This is a genomic window from Bradyrhizobium sp. i1.15.2 (assembly GCF_040548425.1).
Classification (GTDB): domain Bacteria; phylum Pseudomonadota; class Alphaproteobacteria; order Rhizobiales; family Xanthobacteraceae; genus Bradyrhizobium; species Bradyrhizobium canariense.
The window spans coordinates 44,391-63,744 of sequence record NZ_JBEPRQ010000026.1 but is presented as its reverse complement, the minus strand read 5'-3'; the positions used below and the strand labels follow the sequence as shown (position 1 = coordinate 63,744).

At 65.3% G+C, this 19,354-nt stretch carries 18 protein-coding genes; 7 read left to right on the top strand and 11 right to left on the bottom strand.

The features are described from left to right. Positions 1 to 7 precede the first annotated feature (7 nt). The 3 genes from ABIB80_RS31745 to ABIB80_RS31735 all read right to left on the bottom strand — a co-directional run bounded on the left by ABIB80_RS31745 (position 8) and on the right by ABIB80_RS31735 (position 5,066). Positions 8 to 1,807 carry an ABC transporter ATP-binding protein gene (locus ABIB80_RS31745; protein WP_007600828.1) on the bottom strand — a complete coding sequence of 600 codons (1,800 nt, stop codon included), beginning with the start codon at positions 1,805 to 1,807 and terminating at the stop codon, positions 8 to 10. A 327-nt stretch (positions 1,808 to 2,134) separates the two neighbouring features. Then, a complete protein-coding gene (locus ABIB80_RS31740) occupies positions 2,135 to 3,721 on the bottom strand; it encodes a DHA2 family efflux MFS transporter permease subunit (RefSeq protein WP_354128963.1) in 1,587 nt (528 codons plus the stop codon). Between the two features lie 25 nt (positions 3,722 to 3,746). Beyond that, positions 3,747 to 5,066: an HlyD family secretion protein gene (locus ABIB80_RS31735; protein ID WP_007600826.1), complete on the bottom strand. Its 1,320-nt coding sequence runs from the start codon at positions 5,064 to 5,066 to the stop codon at positions 3,747 to 3,749. A gap of 197 nt (positions 5,067 to 5,263) precedes the next feature. Here ABIB80_RS31735 and ABIB80_RS31730 point away from each other — a divergent pair, with 197 nt between their 5' ends. Together ABIB80_RS31730 and ABIB80_RS31725 are read left to right on the top strand one after the other, a co-directional pair. Beyond that, a complete protein-coding gene (locus ABIB80_RS31730; RefSeq protein WP_007600824.1) occupies positions 5,264 to 5,899 on the top strand; it encodes a TetR/AcrR family transcriptional regulator in 636 nt (211 codons plus the stop codon). Positions 5,900 to 5,943: 44 nt separating this feature from the next. After that, positions 5,944 to 6,279: a DUF6665 family protein gene (locus ABIB80_RS31725; protein ID WP_007600823.1), complete on the top strand. Its 336-nt coding sequence runs from the start codon at positions 5,944 to 5,946 to the stop codon at positions 6,277 to 6,279. 41 nt (positions 6,280 to 6,320) lie between these two features. Here the strand turns inward: ABIB80_RS31725 and ABIB80_RS31720 are convergent, their stop codons facing one another. The 3 genes from ABIB80_RS31720 to ABIB80_RS31710 all read right to left on the bottom strand — a co-directional run bounded on the left by ABIB80_RS31720 (position 6,321) and on the right by ABIB80_RS31710 (position 8,870). Continuing rightward, entirely contained in the window at positions 6,321 to 6,431 is a 111-nt protein-coding gene (locus ABIB80_RS31720) for a hypothetical protein (protein ID WP_245285996.1), read from the bottom strand. A gap of 79 nt (positions 6,432 to 6,510) precedes the next feature. Beyond that, entirely contained in the window at positions 6,511 to 7,716 is a 1,206-nt protein-coding gene (locus ABIB80_RS31715; RefSeq protein ID WP_007600822.1) for an extensin-like domain-containing protein, read from the bottom strand. A 305-nt stretch (positions 7,717 to 8,021) separates the two neighbouring features. Next, entirely contained in the window at positions 8,022 to 8,870 is an 849-nt protein-coding gene (locus ABIB80_RS31710) for a DUF2147 domain-containing protein (RefSeq protein WP_007600821.1), read from the bottom strand. 195 nt (positions 8,871 to 9,065) lie between these two features. On the opposite strand from ABIB80_RS31710, the gene ABIB80_RS31705 reads away from it, so the two are divergent. Continuing rightward, positions 9,066 to 9,839: a DUF2147 domain-containing protein gene (locus tag ABIB80_RS31705; RefSeq protein WP_354128962.1), complete on the top strand. Its 774-nt coding sequence runs from the start codon at positions 9,066 to 9,068 to the stop codon at positions 9,837 to 9,839. Between the two features lie 320 nt (positions 9,840 to 10,159). Next, the gene (locus ABIB80_RS31700; RefSeq protein ID WP_354128966.1) at positions 10,160 to 11,632 is read left to right on the top strand and encodes a FecR domain-containing protein; all 1,473 of its coding nucleotides are present in this window, start codon (positions 10,160 to 10,162) and stop codon (positions 11,630 to 11,632) included. A 181-nt stretch (positions 11,633 to 11,813) separates the two neighbouring features. On the opposite strand, the gene ABIB80_RS31695 is transcribed toward ABIB80_RS31700, so the two are convergent. Both ABIB80_RS31695 and asd read right to left on the bottom strand, forming a co-directional pair. Next, positions 11,814 to 12,377, bottom strand: a complete 564-nt coding sequence (locus tag ABIB80_RS31695) for an NUDIX hydrolase (RefSeq protein WP_007600816.1) — start codon at positions 12,375 to 12,377, stop codon at positions 11,814 to 11,816. Positions 12,378 to 12,443: 66 nt separating this feature from the next. Beyond that, positions 12,444 to 13,307, bottom strand: coding sequence for an archaetidylserine decarboxylase (gene asd / locus ABIB80_RS31690; RefSeq protein WP_007600814.1), 864 nt, complete (start codon positions 13,305 to 13,307; stop codon positions 12,444 to 12,446). Between the two features lie 35 nt (positions 13,308 to 13,342). Here asd and ABIB80_RS31685 point away from each other — a divergent pair, with 35 nt between their 5' ends. Then, positions 13,343 to 15,007, top strand: coding sequence for an aminotransferase class III-fold pyridoxal phosphate-dependent enzyme (locus ABIB80_RS31685; RefSeq protein ID WP_007600813.1), 1,665 nt, complete (start codon positions 13,343 to 13,345; stop codon positions 15,005 to 15,007). 275 nt (positions 15,008 to 15,282) lie between these two features. Here ABIB80_RS31685 and ABIB80_RS31680 read toward each other — a convergent pair whose 3' ends face one another. From ABIB80_RS31680 to ABIB80_RS31670, 3 genes are all read right to left on the bottom strand, one after another. Continuing rightward, a complete protein-coding gene (locus ABIB80_RS31680) occupies positions 15,283 to 15,942 on the bottom strand; it encodes a hypothetical protein (RefSeq protein WP_007600812.1) in 660 nt (219 codons plus the stop codon). Between the two features lie 124 nt (positions 15,943 to 16,066). Further along, entirely contained in the window at positions 16,067 to 16,756 is a 690-nt protein-coding gene (locus ABIB80_RS31675; protein ID WP_007600811.1) for a class I SAM-dependent methyltransferase, read from the bottom strand. A gap of 36 nt (positions 16,757 to 16,792) precedes the next feature. Then, positions 16,793 to 17,845, bottom strand: a complete 1,053-nt coding sequence (locus ABIB80_RS31670; protein ID WP_354128961.1) for a glycosyltransferase family 4 protein — start codon at positions 17,843 to 17,845, stop codon at positions 16,793 to 16,795. 273 nt (positions 17,846 to 18,118) lie between these two features. On the opposite strand from ABIB80_RS31670, the gene ABIB80_RS31665 reads away from it, so the two are divergent. Next, entirely contained in the window at positions 18,119 to 18,820 is a 702-nt protein-coding gene (locus tag ABIB80_RS31665; RefSeq protein ID WP_007600803.1) for a L,D-transpeptidase, read from the top strand. Positions 18,821 to 18,921: 101 nt separating this feature from the next. Further along, positions 18,922 to 19,353: a c-type cytochrome gene (locus tag ABIB80_RS31660; RefSeq protein ID WP_035994237.1), complete on the top strand. Its 432-nt coding sequence runs from the start codon at positions 18,922 to 18,924 to the stop codon at positions 19,351 to 19,353. Position 19,354: the final 1 nt, after the last annotated feature.

Sequence of the window (19,354 nt, the reverse complement as noted above, 5' to 3'; positions counted from 1 at the left end):
GCGCCACTCACTCCGCTGCTGCGATATGTCCGAGCTCCACCACCTGGCGCTCGAACAGGCCGCGATAGATGCCGCCGGGCTTGGCCGCGAGCCTGGCATGCGTGCCTTGCTCGACGATCTCGCCGCGGTCGAACACCAGGATGCGATCGAGGCTCTTCACCGTCGACAGCCGATGCGCGATCACGATCGAGGTACGGCCTCGCATCAGCCGCTCCATCGCCTGCTGGATCAGCGCCTCGGATTCCGAATCGAGGCTCGAGGTCGCTTCGTCCAGAATCAGCACCGGCGCATCGGCCAGGAAGGCGCGCGCCAGCGCCACGCGCTGCCGCTCGCCGCCGGAGAGCTTGACGCCGCGCTCGCCGACCAGCGTCCCGTAACCCTTGGGCAGGCGCAGGATGAAGTCGTGCGCGTTGGCCAGCCGTGCCGCCTGCTCGATCGCCTCCAGGCTGGCGCCGGGCCGGCCATAGGCGATGTTCTCGGCGAGCGAGCGGTGAAACAGGATCGGGTCCTGCTGCACGATCGCGATCTGGCTGCGCAGCGAGTGCTGGGTGGCCTTGGCGATGTCTTGCGCATCGATCAGAACGCGGCCGCCGGTCACGTCGTAGAGCCGCTGCACCAGCTTGACGAAGGTGGTCTTGCCGGAGCCGGAGCGGCCGACGAGACCGACGCGCTCGCCGGCACGGATCGTGACCGACAACCCGTCATAGAGCGGCGCGTGATGACCGCCATAGTGAAACGTGACGTCGTCAAAGAGGAGCTCTCCGCGCTCGATCGCGATCGGCCGCGCGTCCGGCGCATCCGCAATCCCGATCGGCTCGTCGTGGATCGCCACCAGCTCCTCCATGTCGTTGACCGAGCGCTGCAGGTTGTTGATGTGCATTCCGACGTCGCGCAAATAGGCATGGATGACGTAGTAGCTCGTCAGCACATAGGTGACGTCGCCGGGCGAGGCCCGCCCCGACATCCACAGCAGCACCGCGCCGCCGATCACGGAGGCGCGCAGGGCCAGCAGCACCGAGAGCTGCGCCAGATTGGTGTAGTTGTAGCGCAGCCAGGTCCGCCGCACGCGCACGCGCCAACGATTGACGACACGGGCAAGCCGCGCATCCTCGCGCGCTTCCGCGCCGAAGGATTTCACCACCGCGTTGCAGGTTAGCGCGTCCGCCAACGTGCCGCCGACCTTGGTGTCCCAGGCATTGGAGACGCGCGCGGCTGGCGCGATATAGCGCGTCGAGAACAGCACCGTCATCGTGACGTAGGCCAGCGCGCCCAGCGCGATCACCGCGCCAAGCGAGGCCCAGTGCACGCCGAGCAGGATCATCGACCCGATCAGCACCAGCAGCGACGGCGCCAGCGCCATCAAGATGGTGTCGTTCAACAGGTCGAGCGCCCACATGCCGCGGGTCACCTTGCGCACCGTGGATCCCGCGAAGGAGTTGGCGTGCCAGTCGGTCGAGAAGCGTTGCACGCGCATGAAGGCTTCCTGCGCGACCTCGGACATGATCTTGAGCGAGAACGGCACGATGGCTTGAAGGCCGGTCAGCCGCAGCACCATGGACGCAGCGCCCAGCGCCACGATACCGCCCAGGGCCATCAGCGCCGCGTGACGCGCGGCGAGATCTGATGGGCCGCGCGTCAGGGCGTCGACCAGATGTCCGGAGAAGACCGGCATGAACAGGTCGGCGACGGTTGCGCCCAACAAGCCGCCGGCCACGACGAGGGTACGCCCCGGCTGCTTCAGCCAGTGCCGGAACACGAATGGCAGCACCACGCGTATCGCCGCGGGCCTTTTTGACAGAGCGGTCATGGCGTCATCCGGCCGCTTCTGGCGCGGGCCGGCTCCATTGATGGACGCAGGCCGGCCGCGAGGGCCGAGACGGCGTCACTTAAAGTTGGCTTTGGACTTGGGGAGCGGAGCGATCGGGACTGGAAGCCCAATCGAAGCTGGCGGAAGAGGCCTCTAGGAGGCCGAGCAGATACCGAGCCAGAACATCATCGAGCGCGGGCGTGCGATCTGCGAATGCGACGAAATCATGCAAATCCTCCCAGTTCGATGGAATGAGTTGCGCTTTATAGATGTGTCACTGGTGATTTGCAACGGGGCTCGCGCGAGATCACGCACGAGTGTTGCAAATTAGTGCGCGTCGCCGCTGGCGCCGAACGGCGAGGCCGGCTTCTTCAACAGCGTGACGAGCAGGGTGAGGCCGAGATAGAACACCGTCAGGATGAAGAAGGCATCGCCGAAGCCCATCACCACGGCCTGGCGATGCAAGAGCTGCGACAGCTGCTTCATCGCCATCAGCGTGGAATCGCCGAGCCCCTGGAACTTCTGCATGAACATGGTCAGGGTTTCGGTCGCGGTCGCGTTGCCCCAGGTCACGCGCTCCTGCAGGCGCGAGATGTGCAGGTCGGTGCGGTCGTTGAGCACGGTGTTGATGACGGCGAGGCCCACGGCGCCGCCGAGATTGCGCATCAGGTTGAAGAGCCCCGAGGCGTTCTTCACCCGGTCGGGCGCGAGCGTGCCGAGCGCGATGTTGTTGGTCGGCACCATAGCGAACATCATGCCGACGCCGCGCAGGATCTGCGGAATCAACAGCTCGTAGAAATCGTAGTCGCGCGTGATCCAGGTCATCTGGTAGGAGCCGAGCGCGAATACGACGAGCCCGAACGCGATCATGTAGCGCATGTCGTACTTCGCCATGAGGCGGCCGACCACCGGCGCAACCAGGAACATGGTGATGCCCGAGACGAACAGGGTATCGCCGATCATCAGCGCGCTATAGCCGCGCACTTCGGCGAGATAACGTGGGTAGATGTAGGTCAGGCCGTAGAGGCCGATGCCGATGCAGAACTGAAGGACGCAGCCGATCGCGAAATTGCGATTGGAAAAGGTGCGCAAATTGACGATCGGCTCGGCCGCCGTGAAGACGCGCCAGAAGAAGGCGATCGCCGAGATGCCGCAGATCCAGGCGCAGATCGCGACCGAGGGGTCCTGCATCCATTCATATTGCGGGCCTTCCTCCAGCACGTATTCCAGCGTGCCCAGGAAGCTGGCCATGAACAGCAACCCCCACCAGTCGAAACGATCGAGCAATTCGAAATGCGGCTCGTCGAAATCGACCAGCGCCAGCACGCCGATTGTGATACCGATGCCGGGCACGATGTTGATGAAGAACAGCCAGTTCCAGGACATCAGGTCGGTGATGTAGCCGCCGACGGTCGGCCCGATGGTCGGAGCCAGCGTTGCGACGAGCCCGATGATGGGACCGACGATGTGGAATTTGGTGCGCGGGAAAACGGTGTAGGCGGAAGCGAACACCGTCGGGATCATGCCGGCGCCGAGAAAACCTTGCAGCGCGCGCCAGACGATCATCTCCTCGATGGTGGTGGCGAAGCCGCAGAGCAGGCTCGATACGGTAAAGCCGGCCGCCGAGATCGCGAACAACAGCCGCGTGCCGAACGCGCGCGACAGAAACCCCGACAGCGGAATCGCGATCACTTCGGCGATCAGATAGGCGGTCTGGACCCAGGAGACTTCACTGGAGCTTGCCGACAGGCCGGCCTGGATTTCACTCAGGGACGCCGAGACGATCTGGATGTCCAGGATCGACATGAACATCCCGAACACCATGATGATGAAGGCGAACAGCCGCTTCGGCGCGATGCGCTCCGAAGCGGGGTCCGCCATCATGGCAGGTGAAACGGTCGTGGCGTTCGCCATCGTCTGACCTCGCGGCGCAGGCGCGCTACTGCGGATGGATCATGGTGGCGTCGTCGAGATCGACCTCGCTGTCGGCGTCGGCCGCGCCCTTGTTGGTATCGACGGTCGCAGTGACCGACATGCCGGCGCGGAGCAGGTTTTGCTTCGCGACCGACTTCGGCACGCGGATGCGGACCGGCACGCGCTGCACGATCTTGGTGAAGTTGCCGGTGGCGTTGTCGGGCGGCAGCAGCGTGAACACCGAGCCCGCGCCCGCCGCGATGCTGTCGACGACGCCGGAGAACTTGCGCATGCCGTAGGCGTCGACCTTGATCGTCACCGGCTGGCCGGGGCGGATGCGCTTGAGCTGGGTCTCCTTGAAATTGGCGTCGATATAGACGTTGTCGAGCGGCACGACGTTGCCGAGCCGCTGGCCAACCGCGACGAAATCGCCGGCACTGACGAGGCGGTTCGAGAACGTGCCGTCGACCGGCGCGCGCACCGCGGTGAAGGCGAGATCGCGCTCGGCCTTGGCCAGCGTGGTCTTGAGCTCGGCGAGCTGCGCCTGCGCTTCGGCCTGCTGCGCCTTGGCAACGTCGACATTGCTGAGCGCGACATCGTAAGCGGCCTGCGCAGCCTTGACGGCGGCGGCGCCCTGATCGCGTCCGGCTTCGGAGCTCTCGAAGGTGGCGCGCGAGGCAAAACCCTTGTTGCTCAGCGCCTGCTGGCGCTCGTAATCGAGGTCGGCGCGCTTGAGACCGGCTTCGGCGGAGACGAGTTGCGCCTTGGCCTGCGCGACCTGGCTGTCGAGCGCCACGACCTGGCGGCCGATGCGATCGATGGTGGCCTGCTGGGTCGCGATCCTGGTCGCGGCGGCGTCGACCGCGATCTTGTAGTCGCCGTCGTCGATGCGGAAGACGATGTCGCCGGCGCGCACCGTCGTGTTGTCGCCGGCGAGGATCGAGGAGACGTGGCCGGCAACGCGCGCGCCCAGCATGGTGTTGTTGGCGCGGACATAGGCGTCGTCGGTCGCGACGTAGAAGCGGCCAACCAGCGTGTAATAGCCGGCATAGCTCGCGGCCGCGAGCGCCAGCACCAGCCCCACTCCCATCATCACGAATTTGCGCTTGCCGGACTTCGGCGCGCCGGCGGCGGCAGGCGCGTCTGGGGCTGCGGCCGGCTTGTCGGTCACGGGCTGCTCCGGCGCCTCGCTGGGGCGGCGCTTGGTTTCCTCGGCCACATGAGAGCGCAACTGCTCGGCGAGAGCTACAGACGTCTCGGTGGCAGCATCACCACCCGCGGGCGTCGGCGTCTCCACGGCGTCCGGGCGAAGGACGCGCGCAGCCTGGTCTCTCACTACGGCCATGGAGGGCTCCCCCAACAAAAAAGCGCGATGAGGGACAGCCGCGTGCGGCCCGGTCCCTCTCGCTTATCCCAAATATCATTGACCGAACGGTTCGGTCAATATAGATAATATTCCCGGGCAGAGCCTACTGGCCCGAATCCTTTATTTCGGTTTCATGATCCTGGACCGATGCAAAAACCTTCCGAGACCCTGAACCAATGGTTGTAGCCGACCGCGAACATCTGCACGTCATCCAGGAGGAGGACAGCTCCAAACGCCGCCAGATCCTGGACGGGGCCCGCAAGGTGTTCATGGATCTCGGGTTTGACGGTGCCAGCATGGGCGAGATCGCTCGCGCGGCGCAGGTCTCGAAGGGCACGCTTTACGTCTACTTCGCGGACAAATGCGCGCTGTTCGAAGCCATCCTCGAGCAGGAGGCGCTCCAGCACGGTCAGGTCGCGTTCAACTTCGATCCGGTCCGCGATGTTGAAACCACGCTGAAGGATTTCGGCCGGGCCTACAACCGTCTGCTGTGCCGGACCGGCGGCGGATCCGCGATCCGCACCGTGATGGCGATCGCCGAGCGCATGCCCGATCTCGGCCGCCGCTATTATGCGCGGGTGCTGGACAAGTCCATCAACCGCCTCTCCGACTATCTCAACACCCATGTCGCCTGCGGCGATCTCGCGATCGACGATTGTGATCTGGCGGCGTCGCAATTCATGGAACTGTGCAAGGCCTCGCTGTTCCTGCCCTTCGTCTTCCAGGCTGCGCCCGCACCGTCGGAAGAGCGCATGAGCGAAGTCGTCGACAGCGCGACGCGGATGTTCCTGGCGGCGTACCGGGCGAAGTAACGGCACGCGTTGCAGGCCGTTCCGTCGGTCCTATATTGGGGCTCATGTCCCGTGATCTTCGCCCGCCGGTCGATATCCTCCATTACGAGATCGTTCAGGAACAGGCCTCCGCACTCGGACGGATGGGCCGCACGCTTGAACGGGCGCTGGCGCGCTTGCGCGAGTTCGACGCCGCTCACGCAAGCTCGGAAGTGCCGGCCGCGATGCAGCCGGCCAGGCGAAAGCTGGTGATGGAAGCCGGCCACGCGCTCTGGATGTTCGTGGTGCAGCGTGAGGCAACCGGCCTGCGCGACAGCCGCCACATCATGCGGACCTACAATGTCCCCGCCGAGGTACAGCTGTGCATGGGACTGGTCCCAGCACCGTCGAAGTCGACCTGAAATTTTTCTACGGCGCGGGCTCTAGTCGGTCACCTGCTTCCTCAACGCGGCGAGATCGTTGACGGCCGTCTTGGTCGGCCAGTCCAGACGATGCCGTCGTCCTGGAGGCGGCTGAGGATCAGGCTGATGGACAGGCGCGTCGCGCCGATCATGCGCGCGAGTTGGCCTGGCGTGATACGGCCGAGCGAGATCGGGCCCCTTTCCTCCTGGGCTACGCATCACGCGCAAGCCTCAATCGTCGGCGTACTCGTCCTCTTCGTGTTTTCGCGCCATGCTCTTGCGCGTACCCAGCGAGCCGGTCACGGAGGGATCACGCGCATTCGCATAGGGATTGCGCCCGCCCGCCCGCGCGGCGACCTCTTCGCCGGAGACGGCAGCGGGCTGGCAGATCAGGCGGCGGCTGGCGCGGCGCATCAGATCGACGTGGATGTGATCGTAATGATAGACGTTCGAGCCCGGCGCCAGCACCGTGGTGAAATGCACACACGCGCCCGACTGCACGTCGCGCAAGAACCCCTGCTCTTCCGGCATGCCGCGCCAGCCATCCTTCACGGTGACGCGGCGGCCGTCGGCGAGCACGAAGGCGGCGATGTCGAGCGCGTTGCCGAAGGCGTGCTCGGAGATATGGGCGTGCGAATTGCCGTTCATGCCGCGGCAGGAATAAGCGGAGATCTGCTTGATCTCCGCGACGCGGGTGCCGAACCACCGCATCGCCGAGGGCTGCACGGTGTCGGCGAGCCAACGATCGAGCTCGGACACGATCGGACAGGCCAGCGTCGCAACCGGCTTGATCGCAACGGGGCCAACGGCGGTGACGGGATTGCCCTGTGCCGGACCAAGGCGCGGCAGCGGTTGCTGCGCGGGCGCCTGCGAGTAGGGCGCCGGCCGTGCCGGATAGCTCGGCGCATTCATGTAGCGCGACGCGCCCGCGGCATCGGTGCCCTCGGGCGGCAAATCGATCTCGTCTTCCTGCTGCGCCACGCCGGGCGCATTCAGAGGCATTGGACCAGGGGAAGCGCCATAGCCGGACGGCTGACGCACCGCGCTCTCGGGATAGTTCGAGCGTTGCGGATAGGACGATGCCGGAGTGTTCTGGCTCTGCGGGTAATTCGATCGCGGCTGCGTCACCGGCCAGCGCGGCTGGCTGCCCACGCTCCCGGGCGGACGCAGTTCCTCATCGGCAAAGCCGTAGCTGCTCGAGCCTTCGCCGAGGGCGGCGACCTTGAGCGGAAACTCTGCGCCGCACATGCCCGGCCCGGAGATCGGGTCGATGCGGACGAGATCCGGCCCCTCTTTCACCGCGCCGGATTTCAGGCATGCGGCTTCGGCCTCGGCCCGCCACGGTTCACGTTCGGCCTGGAAGACGCCGCGTCCGCAACCTGCTAACGAAACAAGGACGATGGAGCCGACGAGATACAAACGAACTCCGCGCGTCATGCACGCACGTTCGGTGAATTTACTTAAAGACTCTTCAACGTGTGGATTTCAGTGTTCTTTAACCATATCGGCTCGCGCCAGCAGGAGCACCTGCCCGTGGCGAGTGACAGCAAGGCTGACTTTTTCGGAAAGAGACTTTCTGTTAACCATGACGCTCTCGCGCAAGGCGGCGCGACAGCGGGAGCGACATCATGACGTTCGCCGGGAGACTGAGCGTTATCACCGCGTACCTCGCCATGGCCTTTGTCGGTGCCATCGTGCTCGGCATGATCTAGCGGCTTCAGCCGAGGTATCGAACGCTTCCCTTACGACCGCGCGCTCCACTGCCGCGACGTCGTGATCAGCTTCTCCGGCCGCTCTTCGGCTCGCGTCCAGTCGTTTCCGGAACACCAGAAATGGCTGACTGCGCAGGCTTCCACGTGGAGCTTGCCGGAGCTCTTCAGCGTCATCGTCGCATAATAAGTGCTGCCGCTGGAGCGGCTGTAGATGTTGCCGGTCCAGACGTCGTGCGTTTTCGGCTTCATGTTGACGAGCACGCTCTCGCCCCTGGCCGACGCTTCAGTCAGCGCGAAGCCACACAGTGCCGGTCCACAGCGTTCGATGCGGACCGTGCCCTTGGCGCCTGCGCTCTCCCATTCGCCCAGCGGCAAATAGGCGGGCTCGTCGTCGCCACGCTCAGGGCTCGTCACGGGTTGCTCGAGCTCCGGCCTTGGCGCGACGACAGGTGCCTCCATGCGCGGCGGATCGAGCGCGACGGTCTTCGGCGGATCCATCCGCGGTAGCTCGACCCGCGGCGGATTGGAGCTTGGCGCCTGCGGCAGGACAATTGGCTGCGACGTCGTTGAGGCAAGGACAGGAGCCGTCTGCGCCGCCGCAGGCGCTACCGCAATCGCTTGCGCTGGCCTGACCGGAGCCGCGGGATAGAGCGGCTGCGGCGGCGGAAGCACCGGCGCAGGGGCCGGCGTCGTGTCATCGTCCGGCCGAAAGCTGCGATGGGAGGAAACCGAAACACAGGAAGCCGATCGGCAATGGCTGGGCGAGTCGACCTGGAATCGATGACCGCCGATCGAGAACGCGAAGGACCCGGCCTCGGCTGCGGGCGCAATCGCCATCAGCGCGATCAATGTGCCAAGCGAAGTCACAAGCCGCATCATCGGCGCCTCCCTCTCTGTGGCGACGACATTACACAGATGCAATCGCGGCTGAATGTGCGCGGCGTCACCCAGCACCGGGGAGCCGTTGTGACGCCCATCACAGAAGGTCCGACCGGCCCGGCGTAGGGTCGAACCACGCTTCATCCACCCGCGACTTCAGTCCCATCGGGACCCACACATTCTTCGGAGGTTGTCATGAACAAGCTCACCATCGCCGCCACCGCTCTCTTCCTCGCGTCCACCGCCGCCGCGCATGCCGGCAATGCGATCTCGTTCCAGATCGAAGGCCAGAACATCCGCATCGAGACGCCGCGCAACTGCGCCTCGCTCAATTGCGTGACCATCGTCGCGCCGGGCTTGTCCGACAAGCCGATCAAGCTGAACAACATCAACCTCAAGGGCCTTGGCTCGAAGGATGATGACGTCGACACCACGCCGGCTCCGGCCACGACCGCGCAGCCGGCGCCGGCTCCGGTGCAGCAGCAGCAGCCCGTGCAGCAGGCCCCCGTGCAGGCGACCGCGCCGGCAGCGCCCGCTATCGCGGTACCGAGCACGACGGTTGCCGCTGCTCCGTCCGCTGGCTACGACGCCACGACGCAGACCGCGCCCGCTGCGGCTCCCGCGCCCGTCGCGGTTGCTCCGGCCCCCGCTCCGGCGCCGGTGCCCGCCGCGCCTGTCGCGGTTGCCAACACGCCGATCGGCGTCTGGGCGACCGAAGAGAACAAGGGCAATGTCCGCGTCGAACAGTGTGGCGTCAATCTCTGCGGCTACGCCGCGAAGACCAACGAGCGTATCCTGATCAACATGAAGCCCGACGGCGCGAAGTGGAGCGGCCGCATCCACGATCCCGACTCCGGCCGCAACTACGACTCGACGATCGCGATGAAGGGCCCGAATGCAATGCGCGTGCAGGGCTGCGCCTTCGGCGGCATGTTCTGCGGCGGCCAGACCTGGAAGCGCGTGAGCTGACGCACCACCATCGTCCCATTCTATAGTCATCCCGGGCGATGCGAAGCATCGACCCGGGATCATGCGCGACAGTCTCAGTTTATCCCCTCACCCTGAGGAGCCTGCGAAGCAGGCGTCTCGAAGGGCAAAGGCCCGGATCGCGAGCGGGCCTGCATGGTTCGAGACGCGCGCAAGGGCGCGCTCCTCACCATGAGGGGAAAGAGTTGGATTTGAACGTTCACCGCCGCCGTGCGATAGACATTCATCCGCCGTTCAGCTGTACCCGGCTGATATCGGTCGATCTCGCCTCGCGTTTCTCACCGGGACTCTTCGTGACATTTATCGTGGCCTGGCGCCGCTTCATGTTCGCGCTTGTGCTGCTGGCGTTGCCGCCGGCCGGCGCGAGCGTTGCGTTCGCATCCGATGCGATCGAGCTTGCGCAGGCGCAGCCACAAGCGCAGCCGTCGCCCGCCCCCTCGCCGACGCCATCGGCTTCACCCGTTCCCGCGACCGAGGCGCAGCCCGCCGCCATCGAGCCGATCGGCAACGTCGCGACGGTGACGGGCATCGCGACCGTGATCCGCGACAAAAATTCCTATCCGCTGCGGGTACGCGACGACATCTTTCTCAACGACGTCGTGCAGACTTCGTCGAACTCCTCGCTCGGCATCACCTTCAACGACGCGACCACGTTCAACCTCTCGGCCAGCGCCAAGATCACCATCGACACTTACGTCTATGAGGACGGCGGCAAACAGAACGCAGGAATCTTCGACATCGGCAAGGGCACGGTCGCCTTCGTCGCGGCGGCGGTGGCAAAGACCGGCGACATGAAGATCACGACGCCGACGGCGACGCTCGGCATCCGCGGCACCACCGGCGTCGTCGAGGTGCCGGAAGGCCCGGCCGCGAACAACGCCAACAACGTCAACATCAAGCTCTATCCCGACGCCGACGGCCGGGTCGGACACATCGACGTCGACGACCGCACGAGCGGGACGCGGCTCGGCGCGCTGACGCAAGGCGCGAGCGGTTTTGCGATCCGGCCGGGCGCGGCCGCGGCAGGCGTCATGCGCTTTGCCGCGGTGCCGATCACGATCGCACCACAGCAGATCGCACGCGACCGCGGCTTCGTCAGCCAGGTGCATCTGGCGCAGACCACGGGCCGGCAGATCGTCACCGAGCAGCGCGACTTCCGCCGTGCCAATCCGACCGCGAGCCCGCGCATTCCGCGGCCGTTCCAGCCGCCGCAACAGCAACAATTGCGGCCGAATACGGCGCCAGGACAACAGCCGCAACAGCCGCAGCGGCCGAACGGTCAGCCCGGTCAGAACAACCGTCCAGGCCAGCAGCAGCCCGGCACGCCAGGCCGCCAAGGCGCCCAGCCCCAGCGGCAGGGCCAAGGACAGGGTCAAGCGTCGGGCCAAGGCGGCGCCGTCCAGCCCGGTACGCCGAGCGCGGGTCAGGGTCAGCAACAGCAAGGCCAGAAGCAAGGCGCGGGACGTCCGGCAGGCCCACCGCGCACCGGTCAAGGCACGCAGCCTGACGGCACGCCGCAAACCCGGCCGCAACGCGGTGGGCAGATTCCGACGCAGCCCGGCGGAGTCGCGCCGCCGCAGCCGGGCGGAACGCACCAGCAGCCGGGCCTGCAGCCGCAGCTTCCGCGCACCGGCATGCAGCCCGGCCAGCCGCCCGCTGCTCGACAGCCGGGCATGCAACGCCCGGGCGGATTCCAGCAGCGCCTCCCCGCCGCGCAACGCCCCGCAGCGCCGCGAAGGCCAGCACCAGTTCCGAAGGAGAAGGAGCGGCGGTGACTTTCTTCCTTCTCGCCTTGCGGGAGAAGGCGGCGCGAAGCGCCGGATGAGGGGTTCTATCGGCGAAAACTCATCGACAGCTTGACGCGTGGAGAGAGACCCCTCACCCGGCTTTGTTTCGCAAAGCCACCCTCTCCCGCAAGGGGCGAGGGTGCACCGTCACGCTGCGCGCGAGGAGAACTCACGCCTCGCCGCGCAGCCAAGCCTTCACCTTCTGCAAGAGACCATGCCGCAACTCGTCCGAAGCCGCTTCGGCTGGCGTCAGCGTCTGCAAGGCTGCATCGACATCCTCGGTCGCGAGCGGCGGTGTGACGTCGGTATCCACCGGCGCAAGCCCTGCCGCCGCGAGCGCGATCGGGCCGACCTGGGTCAGAAACACGCGCTCGTACTCGCGCGACAGGCGCGCGAGCGCGTCTTCCAGCGTCAACCAGTCGACCGCCTTGATGTCGTTCATCAGCTTGCGGACGGGACCGTCCCCGGCCTCCATGCGCCAGAAATGCACGACCTTGGAGCGCCCGCCGGACTGATAGACGAGCGTGCCCAGAAATTCGTGGATGGCGACCTCGTGACCGGTCTCTTCCAGCACTTCGCGATGCGCGGCTTGCTTCGGCGTCTCGCCGTCGTCGAGCTTGCCCTTGGGCAAAACCCATTCGTTGCGCTTGCGCTGGCGCACGACGGCGATCAGCGGCGGCGCACCTCGCCGCAGCACAATACCACCCGCCGCCATCACCGGCGCCTGTGCCATCACCAAATCCGTCGTCGCAGAAACGTCCCAGGGACGATATAGGCGGCCGACGCGGCTGATTGAAGGCTAGTTTTTTCTCAGCAGCGCTTGACCTGCGCGAATGCGCGTGCCCTCGGCGATGTCGTCGCAGAAGGTGAAATCGCCGGGCGCGAGGATGATGATGGTCGAGCCATGCTCGAACCAGCCGAGCTCCTCGCCCTTGCTCACGTTGACGTCGCAGGGAAAATTGACCGGCCCTCTCGTCTGGGCATTCAGCACCATGTCGAGGAAATGCAGACGGATGCTCGCGACCAGGATCGCGGCGACCGGTACCAGCGTCACGGCTTCGCCCGTCGGCAAATGCGTGCGGATCACTGCGCGCTCGTTCTTGCAAAACAGACGCTCGACCCGTTTCAGCGCGATCGGGTTGACGTTCCAGACGTCGCCATGGATCAACGTGACACGCTCGATATGCGCGTCAAAGGGCGCGTGGAAGCGGTGATACATGCTCGAGGTCAGCCGCAGGGTGACGAAGGAGCCGTTGCGGTGCTGATCGACAAGGGCGGAATCGCCGAGCAGATCGAGCAGCGAGTACGGCGCGCCTTTGACCTGGAACAGCTCGGTGTCCGCGATCCGGCCATGGGCGCCGACAATGCCGTCGGACGGGCTGGCGACAATGGAGGGGTCCGGATCAAAGGGGCGCAAGCCGGGCTTGAGCTCCCGGGTGAAGCAGTCGTGCAGGCTCTTGAAATGCGTTTTCCGCGCCTCCGACAGATCGAGGTCGGAGAACAGCTTCCACAGCGCGATGGAGCCGTCCCGCACCAGCGGGTTCTCGATCTTCGAGAACCAGCCCATGAAGCGGGTTAGCGCCGCGCGAGGGATGCGGTTGGTCAGCAGGAAGTTGAGGTCTTCCTGCTGGGTGAAAGAGGCGATCAGGGCTTTGACTGTCATGAATCTGTCAGCTCGCAGTATTAGCGCTTGTTGTCATGGAAACGACACTCCCGATTCTTTCTTTGTCCGTGGCCGCCGCAGCGTCCGCTGCCGTCGCCTTCCCGAAAATCAAGGCGCGGATCGCATTGTCCCGCGCCAAGCACCGCTCGCTCGCCGGACACTCCAAGATGTCGCGCCGGGTGGCAAAGCTGCTCCCGTTCTACGAATTCGAAGGCGATGCGTACTTCGCCTGCGACGGCGCGCCGGCGAACGTCGCAACGCAGCGCAAGGACGGCTTCTTCCGTCTCGCGCGTCTCTACGCCGAGCGCTACCCCAAGGGCCGCGCGATGACGAAGGAAGCGGCGGAAAAGATCTCCGATTTGCACTTCACCGAAACCTACCGCGTGCCGTTCCAGTTCTCGCGCCTCGTCCGCGAGCATTTGGGCACCTCGACCTTCTTGGAGTCGTCGCGCGGCGTCACCGTCACGGATGTCGACGGCAACACCTCCTACGACCTCACGGGGTCCTACGGCGTCAACATCTTCGGCAACGACTTCTACAAGGAATGCATCGAGGGCTCCGAGAAGCGCGCGCACGCGCTCGGACCGGTGCTCGGCCCCTACCATCCCGTCATCCTCGAGAACGTGGCGCGGCTGTGCCAGATCTCGGGCCTCGACGAAGTCTCCTTCCACATGTCCGGCACCGAGGCCGTGATGCAGGCGGTGCGGCTCGCGCGCTATCACACCAGGCGCACCCATCTCGTTCGTTTCGCCGGCGCCTATCATGGCTGGTGGGGCGACGTGCAGCCTGGAGTCGGCAATCCGATTCCCGCGCACGAGACCTACACCCTCGCCGAGATGTCGGAGAAGACGCTGCACGTGCTGCGGACGCGCAAGGACATCGCCTGCGTGCTGGTCAACCCGCTGCAGGGGCTGCATCCGAATGGCAACGCGCCCGGCGACTCCTCGCTGGTTGATTCCTCTCGCGGCGGCAATTTTGACCGCACCGCCTACACCGAGTGGCTCAAGACGCTGCGCGAGGTCTGCGACCAGCGCGGCATCGTGCTGATCTTCGACGAGGTCTTCGTCGGCTTCCGTCTCGCGGCAGGCGGCGCCCAGGAGTATTTCGGCGTCAAGGCCGACATGGTGACCTACGGCAAGAGCCTCGCCGGTGGCCTGCCGGTCGGCGTGGTCTGCGGCAAGAAGGAGTTGATGCGCCGCTTCCGCGACGACCGCCCCGCCGACGTCTGCTTCGCCCGCGGCACCTTCAACTCGCACCCCTACGTCATGACGGCGATGGACGAGTTTCTGAGCCGGCTCGCCAGCCCGAACCTCCGCGCCATCTATGACGGATTGGACGAGACCTGGAACGGCCGCGCGCAAAAGCTCAACCAAATGATGGGCGATGCCGACCTGCCGGTGCGGTTCGCGAACTTCTCGTCGATCTGGACGGTGAAATACACCACGCCGTCCCGCTACAACTGGATGCTGCAATATTATCTGCGCGCCGAAGGCCTGTCCTTGAGCTGGGTCGGCACCGGCCGGCTGATCTTCAGCCTGAACTACACCGATGCCGATTTCACCGAGGTCGCCGAACGTTTCGTTCGCGCCGCCGAGAAGATGAAGGCCGACGGCTTCTGGTGGCACGATGGCGTCCTCACCAACAAGACCATCAAGCGGCAGATCCTGAAAGAGATGCTGGCCAAGCGCTTCGGACGCTAAGGTCGATTCTCCGCTCCAACACACAGTCGTTCCGGGGCGGCTCGAAGAGCCGAACCCGGAACCTCGAGATTCCCCGGTGCGCAATGCGCACCTGCGGTCTGGTCCTTCGGACCATCCCGGAATGACGGCGTCTGTGGCGGCGCTCAATTCCACTTCCCCGCACGCTGGGCGAGGCGAAGAAAACGCAGCGGCCGGGCCCAACACGTGGATGCCCGGGACGAGCCCGGGCATGACGCAACCATCAGACATCGGAGGCCTTGGTGAGAACGGCGCGCTCAGGCGTGCTGCTCTTCGAGTGTGGGCTCGCCGATCAGGCCCAGCGTGTGCTCGGGCTTGAGGTGCAGGCCGGGGTCCATCAGCTCGCCGCGCATCAGCGCCAGCGGCGCGTTGCGGTAGAGCATCAGATCGTGGAAGGGGTCGGTCAGGATCTTCGTCATCCAGACGAGGCCGGTCTCGACGTCGCGGATGAAGAACAGGTGCACCGTGCGGAACATCAGACCGCCGCCGCCGACCACGAGCCAGATCTTGGCGACCTGCCGCATGAAGTCGGTCGCGCCCGCCCAGGGCGTGAACAGTCCGAACAGCGTGGGATCGACCAACAGCACCACCGGGGACAGCGCCCAGATCGACATCAGCACCACCTTGCGCTGAAGATTGTAGCCGACCTTGATCTCTTCCTTGTGCTCGTGCGTCGCCTGGTTGATCTGGTCGTAGCCGTGCGGCTCGAAGAAGAAGTGACCCGCCTGGCGCGAGGTCATCGAGACCAGCCAGCCGACCAGCGCCGAGATCATGGGGTCGACGAACAGCCAGACATAGGCGAACAAGAAGCTCAGCGCGCTGACGAAGTGCAGGCTCTGATTGATGCGGCTGTGGTGATAGTAGCGGTGGTCGTCCCAGCGCTGGATCCGCAGCTGCTCGAGATAGTTCTTGATCATGCTCTCCCCCAAATGCTTTCGGGTTCAGGATTTACAGAGATTCGATGTAGGCCGTGTGACATCATCATTTTGTCATGTGACGATGCGCAGCGACGCCGTGACGCATGCGACGCGTGAGCTTGGGTTACGCCGCCTTGGCGACGTCGACCTTGCGGAAGCGCACCAGCGAGAAATGACCGAGCGGCGGGATCAGGCGGCGCTCGGCAAGCTCGATGCCGTTGGCGCCGGCGAGCCATTTGGCGTAACGCGACCAGGCGAACTCGGCGGTGCGGAAGCCGAGCGGACGCACCACCGGCTGCAGCTTCTGCTCGATGAAGCGGCGCATGCCGGTATCGGCGCTGACGCGGGTGAGGATGATCAGCTCGCCGCCGGGGCGCAGCACGCGGGCGAATTCGTCCAGCGCGACTTCCGGATTCGGCACGGCCGTGACGACGTATTGCGCCATCACGACGTCGAAGGAATTGTCGGGGAATTCGAGCTTCTCGGCATCCATCACCGCGAGGCCTTCGACGTTGTTCAGCTTGCCCTCGGCGACGCGCTGGCGCGCCTTGTCGAGCATCGCCTCCGAGATGTCGGTGCCGAAGATGCGCAGATGCGGCGCGTAGAGCGGCAACGAGATGCCGGTGCCGACGCCGACTTCGAGCACCCGGCCGCCGATCTTGTTGGTGGCCGCGATCGCAGCCTGCCGGCCCTTGGCGAACACGCCTCCGAACACCAGGTCGTAGACCGGCGCCCAGCGGTCATAGGCCTGCTCAACCGTGCCGCGGGTGAGGTCGAGCTGCTGGGTGCCGTCAAGGTTCATGATCTTAGCCATCGATGAGGTTCTCGCTGTGGTTCGAAACGTTTTGGGTCAACCGCGCACCGGCCGACGCGCCATGATCGGCGAGGCGCGCAAGGCACGGCTGGGCTGAAGTGAAGTGAGGTTGCCGACGAACTGGCGCGCGCTGTTTTCCCAGGAGCGCTCCAGCGCGAAATTGCGGCAGGTCTCGCGCGACATGGTGAGCGCGCGCAGGCACGCGGCGCGCAAATCGTGGTCGATCGCGCCGATCGGGTGATCCGCGATGACGTCCTTCGGACCCGTCACCGGAAACGCCGCAACCGGCGTGCCGCAGGCGAGCGCTTCGAGCTGCACCACGCCGAACGTGTCGGTCAGGCTCGGAAACACGAACACGTCGGCGGCGGCGAGATGCGCGGTAAGGTCAGCACCCTTCTTCTCGCCGAGAAACACAACGTCCGGATATTTCTTTTCGAGCGCAACCTTCTGCGGGCCGTCGCCGACGACGACCTTGGTGCCGGGCAGGTCGAGCGAGAGGAACGCTTCCAGGTTCTTCTCCACCGCCACGCGGCCCATCGTCATGAAGATCGGCCCGGGCAGATCGAGCTTCGCCGGAGAGTCGGGATGAAACAGCTCGGTGTTGACGCCGCGGGTCCAGAAGCCGAGCCGCTTGAAGCCGCGCTCGGAGAGCTCCTGCCGCAACGAGGGCGTCGCCACCATGGTCATGGCGGCGGCATCGTGGAAGTGGCGCAGCACGGCGTAGCCGACGCGCGCGGGGATGCCGGTCCGCACCGAGACGTACTCGGGAAAGCGCGTGGTGTAGGAGGTGGTGAAGGCGAGCCGGTTGCGACGGCAATAAGCCCGCGCCGCCCAGCCGATCGGCCCTTCGGTCGCGATGTGCAGCGCCTCGGGCGCCGCCCTCTCGATCCGCCGCGCAATCTCCTTGCCGCTCGGCAGCGCAATGCGCAGCCCCGGATATGTCGGTAGCGGCCACGACCGAAAACCGTCCGGGGTGAGGAAGTCGATCTCGACATCCAATGCCTTGGCCGCGCCAGCCAGCGAGGTCAGCGTCCGGACCACACCGTTGACCTGCGGATGCCAGGCGTCAGTCGCGATTAATACCCGCATGGGGAAATCCCGAGATTTTTATGATTCTCGGCTTTGGACCATCAACCACGGATATTTCAGGCGTGTGACGTCATGGAAGTGTCGGCCCGCTGTTTTGTTCGTTAACGGGTCCGCGCAGCCACGAAACCGTCATGAAACAATCCTTGCCGCCATGAAGCCGTTTTCGGTTTTCCGCGCAAACGTCCCGAAACTTCTTTCCGTTAGTGATTTCCGCAACAGAGCACCGAAATGGTGCCGGGTGACCAAAAAACACCGCGCAAACAGGGGCGACCAATGATCAATCCGGAGACGTTGAAGACTTATTCGCGCGCCGTTGCGTTTGGCGCAGTGGCTGTCACCGCGATCGCGTTCGCCGGCCCGGCCAAGGCCGCGCCTGTGCAGCTCTTCCCCTTCTTCCAGCCGCTGCCGCCGATCGCGGCGCCATACCAGCCTTATCAAGCCACACCCTATCAGGCCGCGCCGTCCGAAGATCAGGACGCCGTCGAAACGCCGGCCCGCTTCCGTCGCCAGACCGTCTCCTACGCAACGCGTGAGGCGCCCGGCACCATCATCATCGATACACCCAACACCTACCTCTATCTGGTGCTCGGCAACGGCCAGGCGATACGCTACGGCATCGGCGTCGGCCGCGACGGCTTCACCTGGTCCGGCACCCAGTCGGTGACCAAGAAGGCCGAGTGGCCGGATTGGACCCCGCCGCCGGAGATGATCGCCCGCCAGCCTTATCTGCCGCGCCACATGGCCGGCGGCCCCGGCAATCCGCTCGGCGCCCGCGCCATGTATCTTGGCGGCACCATCTACCGCATCCACGGCACCAACGCGCCCGACACCATCGGCAAGCACGTCTCCTCCGGCTGCATTCGCCTGACCAATGACGATGTCGCGGACCTCTACTCCCGCGTCAACGTCGGCACCAAGGTGATCGTGCTGCCGATGACGGAACGCCGCGCGGATCTCGGCGCCGCGACGCGGTAAGCGACAGGACATTGTGACGCAAACGGCCCCGGAACCCACCGGGGCCGTTTTCGTTTGCCCTCGGCATCCCCAAGCGCGCGCGTGCTGCGACGCGATCCCCGATGGAGGCGCGAGTGCAATCAAATCCGCAAACGCCGCAAGGCACTTGGCTGCGCGCGATCGTCGGAGCTGGCGCAGTGGCACTGCTGCTGACCGCGCCCGCTTCGCTCGCACAACAGCCGGCGAGCGACGACGCAGCCCAGCAGGCCTTCAACAATTCCTGCCGAACCTGCCACTCGGTGAAAGAGGGCGACAATCGTCTAGGCCCCAACCTCAATAAAATCGTCGGACGCAAGGCCGGCTCGCTGCCGAACTACAACTATTCCGCGTCGATGAAAGAAGCCGGCTTCGTCTGGGACAAGGACAAACTCATCCGCTTCATGGTCAAGCCGGACGAAATCGTATCCGGCAACAAGATGCAGCCCTATGGCGGCGTCTCGGCGGAGGAAGCGGCGAAGGTGATTGCCTATCTGGAGGCGATGGGCAGCCAGTAGG

What these genes read in the sequence shown, in the direction of transcription:
- ABIB80_RS31745 (WP_007600828.1), bottom strand. Translation starts at nt 1,807, where the DNA reads ATGACCGCTCTGTCAAAAAGGCCCGCGGCGATACGCGTGGTGCTGCCA.
- ABIB80_RS31740 (WP_354128963.1), bottom strand. Translation starts at nt 3,721, where the DNA reads ATGGCGAACGCCACGACCGTTTCACCTGCCATGATGGCGGACCCCGCT.
- ABIB80_RS31735 (WP_007600826.1), bottom strand. Translation starts at nt 5,066, where the DNA reads ATGGCCGTAGTGAGAGACCAGGCTGCGCGCGTCCTTCGCCCGGACGCC.
- ABIB80_RS31730 (WP_007600824.1), top strand. Translation starts at nt 5,264, where the DNA reads ATGGTTGTAGCCGACCGCGAACATCTGCACGTCATCCAGGAGGAGGAC.
- ABIB80_RS31725 (WP_007600823.1), top strand. Translation starts at nt 5,944, where the DNA reads ATGTCCCGTGATCTTCGCCCGCCGGTCGATATCCTCCATTACGAGATC.
- ABIB80_RS31720 (WP_245285996.1), bottom strand. Translation starts at nt 6,431, where the DNA reads ATGATCGGCGCGACGCGCCTGTCCATCAGCCTGATCCTCAGCCGCCTC.
- ABIB80_RS31715 (WP_007600822.1), bottom strand. Translation starts at nt 7,716, where the DNA reads ATGACGCGCGGAGTTCGTTTGTATCTCGTCGGCTCCATCGTCCTTGTT.
- ABIB80_RS31710 (WP_007600821.1), bottom strand. Translation starts at nt 8,870, where the DNA reads ATGATGCGGCTTGTGACTTCGCTTGGCACATTGATCGCGCTGATGGCG.
- ABIB80_RS31705 (WP_354128962.1), top strand. Translation starts at nt 9,066, where the DNA reads ATGAACAAGCTCACCATCGCCGCCACCGCTCTCTTCCTCGCGTCCACC.
- ABIB80_RS31695 (WP_007600816.1), bottom strand. Translation starts at nt 12,377, where the DNA reads ATGGCACAGGCGCCGGTGATGGCGGCGGGTGGTATTGTGCTGCGGCGA.
- asd (WP_007600814.1), bottom strand. Translation starts at nt 13,307, where the DNA reads ATGACAGTCAAAGCCCTGATCGCCTCTTTCACCCAGCAGGAAGACCTC.
- ABIB80_RS31685 (WP_007600813.1), top strand. Translation starts at nt 13,343, where the DNA reads ATGGAAACGACACTCCCGATTCTTTCTTTGTCCGTGGCCGCCGCAGCG.
- ABIB80_RS31680 (WP_007600812.1), bottom strand. Translation starts at nt 15,942, where the DNA reads ATGATCAAGAACTATCTCGAGCAGCTGCGGATCCAGCGCTGGGACGAC.
- ABIB80_RS31675 (WP_007600811.1), bottom strand. Translation starts at nt 16,756, where the DNA reads ATGGCTAAGATCATGAACCTTGACGGCACCCAGCAGCTCGACCTCACC.
- ABIB80_RS31670 (WP_354128961.1), bottom strand. Translation starts at nt 17,845, where the DNA reads ATGCGGGTATTAATCGCGACTGACGCCTGGCATCCGCAGGTCAACGGT.
- ABIB80_RS31665 (WP_007600803.1), top strand. Translation starts at nt 18,119, where the DNA reads ATGATCAATCCGGAGACGTTGAAGACTTATTCGCGCGCCGTTGCGTTT.
- ABIB80_RS31660 (WP_035994237.1), top strand. Translation starts at nt 18,922, where the DNA reads ATGGAGGCGCGAGTGCAATCAAATCCGCAAACGCCGCAAGGCACTTGG.